General features: G+C 70.6%; 12 protein-coding genes. 6 read left to right on the forward strand and 6 right to left on the reverse strand.

Annotated features, from left to right (window positions below):
* Nucleotides 1-2: 2 nt before the first annotated feature.
* The 3 genes from ABZ815_RS05495 (at nucleotide 3) to ABZ815_RS05505 (ending at nucleotide 3380) form a co-directional block, all read left to right on the forward strand.
* Entirely contained in the window at nucleotides 3-1016 is a 1014-nt protein-coding gene (locus ABZ815_RS05495) for a sugar ABC transporter permease (RefSeq protein WP_357694280.1), read from the forward strand.
* Nucleotides 1013-1864 carry a carbohydrate ABC transporter permease gene (locus tag ABZ815_RS05500; RefSeq protein ID WP_357694282.1) on the forward strand — a complete coding sequence of 284 codons (852 nt, stop codon included), beginning with the start codon at nucleotides 1013-1015 and terminating at the stop codon, nucleotides 1862-1864. The genes ABZ815_RS05495 and ABZ815_RS05500 overlap by 4 nt, the downstream gene beginning before the upstream one ends.
* Nucleotides 1865-1940: 76 nt before the next feature.
* Nucleotides 1941-3380 (forward strand): glycoside hydrolase family 3 protein, encoded by a 1440-nt coding sequence (locus tag ABZ815_RS05505; protein WP_357694284.1) that lies wholly within the window; start codon nucleotides 1941-1943, stop codon nucleotides 3378-3380.
* 25 nt (nucleotides 3381-3405) lie between these two features.
* Here ABZ815_RS05505 and ABZ815_RS05510 read toward each other — a convergent pair whose 3' ends face one another.
* Nucleotides 3406-4587, reverse strand: a complete 1182-nt coding sequence (locus tag ABZ815_RS05510) for an ROK family transcriptional regulator (RefSeq protein ID WP_357694286.1) — start codon at nucleotides 4585-4587, stop codon at nucleotides 3406-3408.
* A gap of 89 nt (nucleotides 4588-4676) precedes the next feature.
* On the opposite strand from ABZ815_RS05510, the gene ABZ815_RS05515 reads away from it, so the two are divergent.
* The 3 genes from ABZ815_RS05515 to ABZ815_RS05525 all read left to right on the forward strand — a co-directional run bounded on the left by ABZ815_RS05515 (nucleotide 4677) and on the right by ABZ815_RS05525 (nucleotide 7864).
* The gene (locus ABZ815_RS05515) at nucleotides 4677-6548 is read left to right on the forward strand and encodes an endonuclease/exonuclease/phosphatase family protein (protein WP_357694288.1); all 1872 of its coding nucleotides are present in this window, start codon (nucleotides 4677-4679) and stop codon (nucleotides 6546-6548) included.
* 8 nt (nucleotides 6549-6556) lie between these two features.
* Nucleotides 6557-7006, forward strand: a complete 450-nt coding sequence (locus tag ABZ815_RS05520) for an Rrf2 family transcriptional regulator (protein ID WP_357694290.1) — start codon at nucleotides 6557-6559, stop codon at nucleotides 7004-7006.
* A 78-nt stretch (nucleotides 7007-7084) separates the two neighbouring features.
* Nucleotides 7085-7864: a DNA-formamidopyrimidine glycosylase family protein gene (locus tag ABZ815_RS05525; RefSeq protein ID WP_357694292.1), complete on the forward strand. Its 780-nt coding sequence runs from the start codon at nucleotides 7085-7087 to the stop codon at nucleotides 7862-7864.
* Here the strand turns inward: ABZ815_RS05525 and ABZ815_RS05530 are convergent.
* The 5 genes from ABZ815_RS05530 to ABZ815_RS05550 all read right to left on the reverse strand — a co-directional run bounded on the left by ABZ815_RS05530 (nucleotide 7861) and on the right by ABZ815_RS05550 (nucleotide 11805).
* On the reverse strand, nucleotides 7861-8217 hold the full coding sequence (locus tag ABZ815_RS05530; protein WP_357694659.1) for a helix-turn-helix transcriptional regulator: 357 nt from the start codon (nucleotides 8215-8217) through the stop codon (nucleotides 7861-7863). The genes ABZ815_RS05525 and ABZ815_RS05530 overlap by 4 nt on opposite strands.
* Nucleotides 8218-8503: 286 nt before the next feature.
* Entirely contained in the window at nucleotides 8504-8995 is a 492-nt protein-coding gene (locus ABZ815_RS05535; protein ID WP_357694294.1) for a CinA family protein, read from the reverse strand.
* 8 nt (nucleotides 8996-9003) lie between these two features.
* Nucleotides 9004-9576, reverse strand: a complete 573-nt coding sequence (gene pgsA / locus ABZ815_RS05540; protein ID WP_357694296.1) for a CDP-diacylglycerol--glycerol-3-phosphate 3-phosphatidyltransferase — start codon at nucleotides 9574-9576, stop codon at nucleotides 9004-9006.
* A complete protein-coding gene (gene rimO, locus ABZ815_RS05545) occupies nucleotides 9573-10982 on the reverse strand; it encodes a 30S ribosomal protein S12 methylthiotransferase RimO (protein WP_357694298.1) in 1410 nt (469 codons plus the stop codon). Before rimO ends, pgsA begins: the two co-directional genes overlap by 4 nt.
* 58 nt (nucleotides 10983-11040) lie before the next feature.
* A complete protein-coding gene (locus ABZ815_RS05550) occupies nucleotides 11041-11805 on the reverse strand; it encodes a helix-turn-helix domain-containing protein (protein WP_357694300.1) in 765 nt (254 codons plus the stop codon).
* Between the last annotated feature and the right edge of the window lie 56 nt (nucleotides 11806-11861).

Genomic DNA, 11861 nt, shown 5'->3' on the forward strand with positions numbered 1-11861 from the left:
CGATGGCGAACACGACTACGGTCACCCGGGGCAGGGGCTCGTCCCCCGCCCCGGGGCGCCGCCGTAAGAAGGGCGGCGGGCCCGTCAAGGCCACCGGGATGCCCACCTGGAGCATCCCGTACGTGCTGCTCATCCCCGGGCTGCTGGTCATCGCGGGACTGCTGCTGTACCCGATGTTCCAGCTCGGCGTGATGGCCTTCCAGAAGGTCGGCCTCGCGCAGATCAGGGGAAGCAAGCCGGCCGAATGGGTGGGCCTGGGCAACTTCGACAAGGTCCTCTCCAACGACATCTTCTGGTCGGCTCTGCGCAACACCGTGGTGTTCGCCTTCGTCGCCGTCAGCCTCACCCTCATCGTGGGCACCGCGGTCGGCGTGCTGCTGAACAAGCTCGGCAAGAAGATGTCCCTGTTCGTGGTCATCGGGTGCATGTTCGCCTGGGCCGTGCCGCCGGTCGCGCAGGGCGTCATCTGGCGCTCGCTCTTCGACGCCGAGTCCGGCATCGTCAACTGGCTGCTCAACCTGCTGCCCGACTGGCTGGCCGCGCCGCCCGCGGGTCAGCAGGACTGGACGGGCACCCCCTGGCTCAACGACACCTTCCCGCTCTACGTCGCACTGATCGTGTGCGTGGTGTGGGCCGGGTTCCCGTTCATCGCGGTCTCGGTGCTCGCGGGCCTCAAGGGCATCCCGTCCGAGCTGTACGAGGCGGCGAAGGTCGACGGCTCGGGGGCGTGGCGGACGTTCAGGAAGATCACCCTTCCGCTGCTCAAGCCGGTCTTCGCCGTCCTGACGATCCTGTCGATCATCTGGGACTTCAAGGTCTTCAGCCAGCTCTACGTGCTGATGAACGGCCCGACCAACCGCGACGGTTTCAACCTGTCGATGTACGCGGTCGCGGAGGCGTTCAAGCCCCCGCAGAAGCTGGGCACGGGCGCGGCGATCTCCATCGTGCTGACGATCATCCTGCTCATCATCACCGTCGCGTACGTCCGGCAGATCGTGAAGCAGGAGGAGATGTGAACCCGCTGGCCCGCAAGAAGCTCGGGAAGATCCTCCTGAACACGGCCGGTGTGCTGGTCTTCCTCTACGCGGTCTTCCCCGTCTACTGGATGGTCTCCACCGGCTTCAAGGAGAACGACCAGATCTTCACGACGGAGTTCATCCCGTTCCCCACGCACTTCACCTTCGACCACTTCGCGCGGGTGCTGACCGAGGGCGTGGCGAACAACTCCATCTGGCTCTACATGCGCAACAGCGCGATCGTGGCGCTCGGCACCGTGCTCATCGGCTCGGTCTTCGCGCTGCTGTCGGCCACGGCCATCGCCCGCTTCCGCTTCAAGGGGCGTGGCACGTTCCTGGTCGTCCTGCTGATCGTGCAGATGCTGCCGGCGGAGGGCCTGCTCATCCCGCTGTACATGATGGTCAAGCGGGTCGGCCTCGGTGACCAGCTCATCGGGCTGATCATCACCCAGGTCGCGCTGACGCTGCCGTTCGGCATCTGGATGTTGCGCACGTTCGTGGCGGCGGTGCCGCGGACGCTGGAGGAGGCGGCCTGGATCGACGGCGCGAGCCGGCTGACCACGTTCTGGAAGGTGCTGTTCCCGCTGGTCGCCCCGGGGTTGGTGGCCACGAGCATCTTCTCGTTCATCACCGCCTGGAACGATCTCGTGTTCGCCCTCTACCTGATGTCGGGGTCCGAGGGATACACGATGCCGGTCGCCCTGCAGTACTTCTTCGGCCAGAAGGGCGTCGACTGGGGCGCGATCATGGCCGGTTCCACCCTGATGACCCTTCCGGTGGTCGTCTTCTTCCTGCTGGTACAACGCCGCATGGTCGCCGGTCTCACCGCCGGGGCCGTGAAGGGGTAACAGGCACTGATCCGCGTACGGCTCGGGTTCGTCCGAGCCGTACCCGGTCGTGCCTTCATTCAAGTGATGAGGAGCCATGAGTCAGAGTGATCGGGGGCTGCGTCGCCTCGCGGCCGGCACGCTGCTCGTCGCCTTCCAGGGCACCACGGCGCCCGACTGGGTGCTGCGCGAGCTGGACAACGGCCTGGGCGGCGTGACGCTCTTCGGGTTCAACGTCGCCAGTTCCGAGCAGGTCAGGTCGCTCACCACGACGTTGCGCGCCTCGGCCGAGCCCGTCATCTCGCTCGACGAGGAGGGCGGGGACGTCACGAGGCTGGCCTACCACGTCGGCAGCCCGTACCCGGGGAACGCGGCGCTGGGGGCGGTCGACGACGTGGACCTGACCTGCCGGGTCTACGCGGCGATCGGTTCGGAGCTGGCCGCGTGCGGCATCAACCTGGACCTCGCGCCGAGCGCCGACGTCAACACCGAGGCCGACAACCCGGTGATCGGGACCAGGTCCTTCGGCGCCGACCCGGCGCTGGTGGCCAGGCACACGGTCGCGGCGGTCAACGGCCTGCAGTCGGTGAACGTGGCCGCCTGCGTCAAGCACTTCCCCGGCCACGGCGCCACCCGGGTGGACTCCCACCTGGCCGTGCCCGTCGTGGACGTCGACCTGGACGTGTTGCGGGCCCGCGAGCTCGTGCCGTTCCGGGCGGCGATCGAGGCCGGCGCCAAGACCGTGATGACCGCGCACGTGGCGGTGCCGGTGGTGACCGGGGACACCCCGGCCACTCTGTCGCCCGCCGCGCTGACCGGGCTCCTCAGGGGCGAGCTCGGCTACGACGGCGTGGTCATCACGGACGCGCTGGACATGCACGCGATCACCAAGAGCGTGGGCCTGGCCAAGGGCGCCGTGCTCACGCTCGCGGCCGGGTCGGACCTGATCTGCCTCGGCCCGATCCCCGGCGAGGACGACGTCCAGCGGGTCATCGCGGAGATCGTGGACGCGGTGACCGAGGGCCGACTGCCGGCCGCCAGGCTGGAGGAGGCGGCCGAGCGGGTCCGGGCGCTGCGGGCCTGGTTCGGCGCGTCCGAGACGGTCGCCGCCGAGCAGAACGGGGTCGGCCTGCATGCCGCCCGCCGCGCCGTGCGGCTGACCGGCGAGACGGAACCCCTGGTGGAACCCCTGGTGATCGAGGTGGACACCCCGCCCACGATCGCCGTGGGAACCGTGCCATGGGGTGTGGGCCCGTGGCTGCCGGACGCCGAGATCGTCCGCGTCGAGCCCGCGGCCGCCGACGTCCCCGCCCTGCTGGCCAAGGCCGCGAACCGGTCGCTGGTCATCGTGGTGAAGGACGCCCACCGCTACCAGGCGAGCCAGGAACTGGTCTCCGCGCTGGTGGCGGCCCGCCAGGACGCGACGGTGATCGAGATGGGCCTGCCCGTCTGGCGGCCCGGCAGCGCCGCCTACATCGCCACGTACGGGGCGGCCAGGGCCAACGCCCAGGCCGCCGTGGAACTGATCACCGCCTGAGGCGGGCGACCACGCCCCCGCCGGATCAGGGCGCGAGGAGCTCCTCGCGCGCCTGGTCCAGCGCGGCCAGCACCGCGCCGCGCAGCACCGGGTTCGCATGGGCCACCGCCGTGGTGACCACCTGCGGCCGCACCGGGCAGATCCGCGCCACGGCCTCCTCCACCCTGGAGGTCAGCGCGGATCCCCCGGCGTGGCCCACCTCCCCGGCCAGCACGACCAGCCCCGGGTCGAGGATCACGCAGACCGCCGCCACACCCAGCGCCAGCCGGTGGGCGATGTCGTCGAGCATCGGCTCGCCGCGGGACCCGGCCGCCACCGCGACCTCGACGCACTCGCGGGCGCTCTCGGCCGTGAAGCCGTAGCCACGGGCCAGCTCGGCCACTTCCTCGGCGCTGACCAGCGACTGCAGGCCGCCCGCCAGCGAGGGCAGCCGGCCCGGCTTGGTACGGATGTCCTCCGGCAGCGGAACGCCCGGCACCGGCAGGTACCCGATCTCCCCCGCGCTGCCCGAACGCCCCCGGTGGAGCTTGCCGCCCAGCATGACGGCCATGCCGAGGCCGCGGCTCGCCCACACCAGCACGAAGTCGTCGACGCCCTTGGCTGCGCCGTCGGCGTACTCGGCGAGGGCGGCGAGGTTCACGTCGTTCTCGATCGTCACCTCGCGCCGCAGGTCGCCGGCGAGCGCCTCGTGGATGCCCTCGTGCCAGCCGGGCAGGTCGAAGGAGAAACGCACGTCGCCGCTGCGCGGGTCGACCACGCCAGGGGTGCCGATCACCACGCCGCGCAGCCTGGCCAGGCTGACCTTGGCGCTGCGGCACGCCTTGACGATCGCGCCGTGCACGGCGGCGACCGGGTCGTCGTGGCCGCCGGGGTCGACGGTGACCTCGGCGATCGTACGGCCGTGGATGTCGGCCACGGCGGTCGAGATCAGCTCGGGGCCGACCTCCAGACCGGCCACATAGGCGCTTGAGGGGATGACCGAGTAGAGCGCCGCGTTCGGCCCTCTGCCGCCCGCCTGGGCGCCCACCACCTCGACCAGGCCACGCTCCTCCAGCCGCGCGAGCGTCTGGGAGGCGGTCACCTTGGACAGACCGGTCAGGTCGCCGATCTGCCCCCTCGTCATGGGGCCGGTGGCCAGCAACAGCTCCAGTGCGGCCCGATCGTTGATCTCCCGGAGAAGTCTGGGCACACCAGGACGACGCTCCACGCTGATTCCCACCGTCAAATCGAAAAGGTTGTTGGAAGTTTAGCGCCCGTGCTCTTGCATATCATCGGAGCCGAACACGAGGATGCCTCATGACCATCCTCCGCGGCCCGGCGATCATGCTCGCGCTCGGCCTCGTGCTGCTGCTGGACGTGTTGAGGGTCTTCCTCCCGTCGTTGATCACCTTGTTCGGCCGCGCGGGCGAGACACCGCCTGAGCTGATGGGCCTCTACGCAGCCGCCTGGTTCATCCTGCCTTTCCTCGCGCTGTTAGCCAAGCCGCGCCACGCTCTGCTCGGCGGCGCCGCGGCGCTGGTCCTCACCAGGATCCTGCTGCAGGCGGGGGTGGGCCAGCTCTACGTCGCCTCCGCCGGCGTCACCGCGGGTCTGGTCTTCCTGTACGGCTGCGCCCACACCGTGCCGCGACGGGCCGTCCCCGTGGGCGTCATGGGCGGCCTGAGCCTGTCGCTGACCGTCCATCTGCTGCTGGACGGCGTGGATCTGGTCTGGCGCGACGGCCTGGTCCCGTGGCTGGCGGCGCTGTCCCTCTGCGCCGCCTTCCTCGGCCTCGTACGCCCCCCGGAGGCCGAGGTGGACCGCGCGCCCACGCTGACGTGGTTCCTGCTCGGCCCGGCGATGCTGCTGACCGGCGTGGCCGCCACCGGCTGGGCCAAGCCCGTGGCGAGCCCGACCGACCTGTGGCAGGTGCTGGCGGGCACCGGGATACTCGCCGTCGTCCTGGTCATGGTCGTCGTGCAGGCCGCCCATCCGCCGCTGTCCCCGGTCTTCGACCTCATCGCCGGGGTCGTGCTGGTGGCCTTCACGCTGATCCTCACCCTGACGGCGTCCTACTTCGCCGTGCTGATGATCGGCTGGCTCGGCGCCCTGCTCGCCGGAACCGCGCGGCCGGACCATCCCTCCGGACGGCGTCCCGGCGTGGCCGTGCTCGGCGGCGGGCTGGTCTTCTTCGTCGGGCTGTTCGTCTACTACGCGGCCTACGACATGAACCTCGGCTTCCCCAACGGCCTGGTCCTCGTGGCGGTGGCGGTGCTGGTCGCCGCCCTCAGCGTGGTCACGGCCCTGGTCCGGCACTCGCCTCGGCCGGTCGCGCCGGTCCGCCTCGGCTGGTTGCCGGTGGCCGTCGTCGTCCTGCTGGTGGGGGTCGTGACGCTCGGGGCGCCGTCCGCGCCGCCCGTACGGGCCAAGCAGGGCGACACCTTCACCCTGATCACCTACAACATCCGCATGGGCTACGGCCTGGACGGCCGCCTGTCGCTCGACAAGATCGCGTCCTGGGCCGCGGCCCAGAAGCCCGACGTCGTGCTGCTCAGCGAGGTGGACCGCGGCTGGCTGCTGAACGGCGGCCACGACGACCTGGCCAGGATCGCCCGCGGCCTCGGCATGCGCTACCACTTCGCCCCGGCCGGCGACAACGTGTGGGGCGACGCCCTGCTCACCAACCTCCCGGTCAAGCAGGTGCACTCCTATCCCCTGGGCGCGCACGACTACCCGACGGGAGCCCAGGCCCAGGCGATCGTCCTGGAGGTCGGCGGCAAGGAGGTGGGCATCGTCAACACCCACCTGCAGGCCCCCGAGGGCCAGGCGCCGGAGGTGGCCGCGATCGCCCGCGCCCTGGCCGTCGGCCGGGACGCCGACGAGGCCGGGCACCGCGCCGCCGGAGCCGGGGAGCAGGTCAAGCGGCCGGTGATCCTGGCGGGCGACCTCAACACCCGGCCCGCCGACCCGGCCATGGAGGTGCTGAAGGCGGCCGGGCTGACCGACCCGCTGACCGCGTTCGGGGACCCGCCGACCTCGCCCGCCGACGCCCCCAAGGAGCGCATCGACCACGTGCTGCTCACCAAGGGATTGACCGCGATTTCCGGGCAGGTGCCGCGCTTGCCCTATTCGGATCACCTGCCCGTTCTGACGACCTTGCGCCTAACCAGTGTTGACCAGGAGGGATAATCGAGAACATGCGCCTTTCCGCTCGTGTCGACTACGCCCTCCGTGCCGCCGCTGAACTCGCCGCAGCCGGCACGGGCCCGACTACTGTGGGTGAACTCGCCAAGGAACAGGACATGCCTCCCAAGTACCTGGAGAACATCCTGCTCCAGATGCGCCGCGCGGGTCTCGTGCGCGGCCAACGGGGTCCCGAGGGCGGCTACGTGCTGGCCCGGCCCGCCGCGAACATCTCGCTCGCCGACGTGATCAGGGCCGTTGACGGGCCGCTGGCGAACGTGCGCGGCGAGCGTCCCGAACACGTCGGCTACCGAGGCCCGGCGGAGTCGTTGCAGCAGGTGTGGATCGCGTTGCGGGCCACCGAGCGGGCCATCCTGGAGGAGGTCACGCTCGAACAGGTCGCCACGGGCAGCCTTCCCGAGCGCGTCCGGCAGCTCGCCGCGGACCCCGCCGCCTGGGACTGACCTCCACCGGGCGGCACAGCGGGCGCCCTCGGCCCGTGGCCATCGTGAAGGCCGGGAGGCGGTACCTAGACTGGAGGGATGCCCGAGGGAGACGCCGTCTACCGCACCGCCGCCCGCCTGCGCGGCGCGCTCGACGGCCGCGTGCTGACCAGATCGGACTTCCGGGTCCCGCGGCACGCCACCGCCGACCTGACCGGCCGTACGGTGCTCACGACCGCCTCCAGGGGCAAGCACCTGCTGACCCGGATCGAGGGCGGCCTGACGGTCCACACGCACCTGCGCATGGACGGGAGCTGGCGGGTCATGCCCGCGGGGCGGCGCACGGCCGGCGGAGACCAGGTGAGGCTGATCCTGGCCAACGAGCAGTGGCAGGCGGTGGGGATCAAGCTCGGCATGGTCGACCTGGTCACGACCGCCGACGAGGAGCGGCTGGTGGGGCACCTGGGGCCTGACCTGCTGGGCGCCGACTGGGACCCGGGCGAGGCCGTGCGAAGACTACGAGGCGTGCCGGACAGGACGATCGGCGAAGCGCTGCTCGATCAGCGCAACCTGGCGGGGATCGGCACGATCTATCGCGCCGAGACCCTGTTCCTGCGCGGGATCTGGCCGTGGAAGCAGGTCGGGGAGATCGAGGATCTCGAAGGGCTCGTCACGCTGGCCCACCGGCTGCTGGAGGCCAACAAGGGGCATGGCGGCACGGTGACGACAGGTGATCGCCGCCCGGCGAACCAGACCTGGGTCTATGGCAGGGCAGGGAGACCCTGTCGCCGATGCGGCACGCGCATCAGCCGCGGGGAGATGGGGGCACAGCCACAGGAAAGGCTCATCCTGTGGTGTGGTGGCTGCCAGCCGCGTTAGGCCGCCACCATGTCCTTGACCTCGGGGAACACGGTGTCGCCGATCGACCCGGGAACCGTCTCGGCAAGGGGCAGGCGCTCGTGCTCGGGAACGTCGGCCAGAACAGGAGTGGCCTGGAGCTCCGCCAGCGCGAACTGGTCGGAAACCTCACGCAAAACCTGCGAGAGCGGCACTCCGAGGGCACCGCAAATGGACGCGAGCAGCTCGGACGAGGCTTCCTTCTGGCCACGCTCGACCTCGGACAGATAGCCGAGCGAGACACGCGCCAGCGTGGACACCTCGCGAAGCGTGCGCCCCTGACGCACCCGCAACCGCCTCAGCACGTCACCGAGCAGCTGACGCAGCAGAATCATCTGTCGCTCCCTCCCCGGCGTGGACGTCTTCACCACGCCCCGCGCGATCGGATCGTGCCGCACATTGGTCTTCTTGGCTTCGTACATACTCCTCGCCGTCATCATGGAGCGTCGCCGCCCCGGGTCTGCCGCTCGTGCCTGGTCGCGCGACTCATCAGGCCCGCCTGCCGGGCGCTCGGTGCTTGCAGTTGGCTCACGGACCTCACTCACAGCTCCACCGTACCCGTATCCACCGACACCGCGTCAGACCGTGCTTCGCATGTTCGCTCGGGACGTAACACGGTAATCATCCGGAATGTTCCCCTTTGTTAGCCTTCAGCACACCTGCGAGGAGATCGACTGCCTCGTGCACCGTCCTTACCCTGATACGTTCACGCGACCCCTCGAAGGTCAACTCCCGCACCGAGTTCTCCCCGTCGGGACCGTGGACGGCCGCGTACACCCGCCCCACGGGCTTTCCGTCCTGCGGTTCGGGGCCGGCCACGCCCGTCACGGCCAGCCCGTAGCCGGCCCCGCACACCCGGGCGACCCCTCTGGCCATCGCCGCGGCCACCTCGGGATGCACGGCCCCCTCGCGCCGAAGCAGCTCGTCCGGCACGCCCAGCAGGTCGTGCTTGAGATCGGTGGCGTAGGAGATCACCCCGCCCCTGAACGCCTTGGACGCCCCCGGGACCGAGGTGAACGCGGCCCCGATGAGCCCGCCCGTCAGCGACTCGGCCACCGCCACGGTGGCCTCCTGCCGCACCAGCAGGGCCAGAACCTCGGCCACGTCCGCCATCGCTCAGATCACTCCCCACGCGCCCGTCTGGCCACCTGGCGCAGCTTGACCGCCCGTACGAGATAGTCGCCGCCCGTCACGACCGTCACGACCAGCGCCGCGCCCATCACCACCCACCGCAGCGGCTCCGGCACCCCGGGCAGGATGTAGAGCACGATGGCGGCGATCTGCAGCACGGTCTTGACCTTGCCGCCGTAGCTGGCCGGGATGACCGCGTGCCGCAGCAGGACCAGCCGGAGCAGGGTGATGCCCAGCTCGCGGCCCAGGATCACGAGCGTGACCCACCACGGCAGCTCGTCGAGGATCGACAGGCACACCAGCGCCGCCCCGGTGAGCGCCTTGTCGGCGATCGGGTCGGCGATCTTGCCGAAATCGGTGATCAGCCCGTAGCGCCGGGCCAGCTCGCCGTCGAGATGGTCGGTGATCGAGGCGATCCCGAACACCCCCAGCGCGGCCAGCCGCCAGCCGGTGCCGGGCAGGAACAGGCATGCGACGAAGAAGGGGACGAGCACCAACCGGAGGACCGTGAGGACGTTGGCGATGTTCCACGGGCTTACCACGCGGCGCTCGTCCCTGGTCATGGACTGGCCTTGATGCGCGCGATCAGGTCAACCCCCTCGGCGTCGACCACGACCGCGCGCACGATCTGCCCCTTGACCAGGCCGATGCCCTGGACCGTCACCGAGCCGTCGACCTCCGGGCCCTGGTGGGCGGCCCGGCCCTCGTAGCCGCCGTCGCCCAGGTCGTCGTCGATGAGCACGTCGACCTCCGTGCCGATGCGCTCCTCCGCGCGCTGGGCGGTCAGCTCCTCCGCCAGCTCGGTGAGCACGCGCACGCGCTCGTCGATGACCTCCTGGTCGAGCTTGCCGGGCAGGTTGGCCGCCTCGGTGCCGTCTTCGTCGGAGTAGCCGAACACGCCGATCACGTCGAGCCTGGCCTTCTCCAGGAAGCCGACCAGCTCGCCGAACTCCTCCTCGGTCTCGCCGGGGAAGCCGACGATGAAGTTGGAGCGCACGCCCGCCTCGGGAGCGCCCTTGCGCACGCTCTCCAGGAGGCCCAGGAACCGCTCGGGGTCGCCGAAGCGGCGCATCCGGCGCAGGACGCTCCCACTCGCGTGCTGGAAGGACAGGTCGAAGTAGTCGGCCACGCCCTCGGTGGTGGTGATGACGTCGATCAGGCCCGGCCGCAGCTCGGCGGGCTGGAGGTAGCTGACCCGCACCCGGTCGATGCCCGGGACGGCGGCGAGCTGCGGCAGCAGCTTCTCCAGCGCCCGCAGGTCGCCCAGGTCCTTGCCGTAGGAGGTGGAGTTCTCGGAGACCAGGACGAGCTCGCGCACGCCCCGGTGCGCCAGCCAGTCGGCCTCGGCGAGCAGCTCGTCGGGGTTGCGCGAGACGTAGGCGCCACGGAAGGCCGGGATGGCGCAGAACGTGCAGCGCCGGTCGCAGCCGGAGGCCAGCTTGAGCGAGGCGACCGGGCTCTCGTCGAGGCGCTTGCGCAGCACGCGCGGGCCGCTGGCGGGCGCGAGCCCGTCGGGCAGCTCGCCGTGGCCCGGGATGCCGGTCTTGGGCGCGCTCCCGCGCTCGACCGGCGAGATGGGCAGCAGCGTGCGGCGGTCGCGCGGCGTGTGCGGCTTGAGCGGTCGCCCGGCCAGCACGTCGTCGAGCCGGCCGCCGATCTCGGTGTAGTCGTCGAAGGAGATGACGGCGCTCGCCTCGGGCAGGGCCTCGGCCAGCTCGTTGCCGTAGCGCTCGGCCATGCAGCCCGCGGCCACCACCTTGACCCCGGTGTCGGCGGCGGCGAGCAGCGTGTCGATGGAGTCTTTCTTGGCCGAGTCAATGAAGCCACACGTGTTGACGACGACGACGTCGGGGTCGTCGTCGCCCAGCTGCCAGCCGGCAGCCTCAAGTCGCGCGGCCAGCTCCTCGGAGTCGACCTCGTTGCGCGCGCAGCCCAGAGTGATCAGCGATGCGGTTCGGCGGGATGACATGGTGAACACTACGGTATCGGGAGTTGGCCACCACCTGATGCACGGCCTCCCCGCCGGACTACCGCGGAGGCGACGTGGCGAGGCCGAACGAGCGGCTCACCATCTCCCCCCGGTCACCGAGTTTGTCCACCTTCTTGCCGTTGACCTGCAAGGACACCGCTCCGGCGTCGGCGAGGAGCAGGCTCAGCCTGTCCGCGGACTGCCAGGTCGAGCTGTCGCCTTCCTGCAACATCCCGGCGAAGAGCATGCGGCCCTGACCGTCGCGCACGTTCACGTACGACGTACGCCTGGCCTTGATCTTCAAGGTCACCATGTTCTTGCCCGGTTTGGCCTTGGCCGCCGCCGCGCGGGGGCCTTCGGTGATGGGCGTGTTCGGCGGCACGCTCGGCCTGGGCGTGATGGCGTGCACGTCGGCGGTGCGCACCTGGTCGCTCGCGCCGCCCAGCACCCGTACCGTGCCGAACACCACCACGACGGCCAGCGCCACGCCGAGCGCCATCGTCCAGTTGGGCCCCCGGCGCTCGCGCAGGGCGAGCGTGCGGTCGGCCTGGAACACGGCGGCCGCGCGCACGGGCTGCGGCGCCCCGCCGTGTTGCTGGTCGAACAAATGGACGGTGGCCTCCGGATCGAGGCCGACGACCTTGGCGATGGCCTTGACGTGGCCGCGGGCGTAGAAGGCGCCCCCGCACTGGTCGTAGTCTTCCTGCTCGATGCGGTTGATGATCGTTTCTCTGATGCGCGTGGCCGCGCTGACCTGCGCGACCGTCAATCCCGCCGCCTGCCTGGCCGCTGCCAGCATGGCCCCGATGCTCTGTTCCTGCACAGCGAACGCCTCCCCACCACGACAGTGCGTAGTGGTTCATATTCAATCAGTTATCG

Origin of the sequence: Nonomuraea sp. NPDC047529, assembly GCF_040642995.1 — a bacterium.
Taxonomy (GTDB): Bacteria; Actinomycetota; Actinomycetes; order Streptosporangiales; family Streptosporangiaceae; genus Nonomuraea.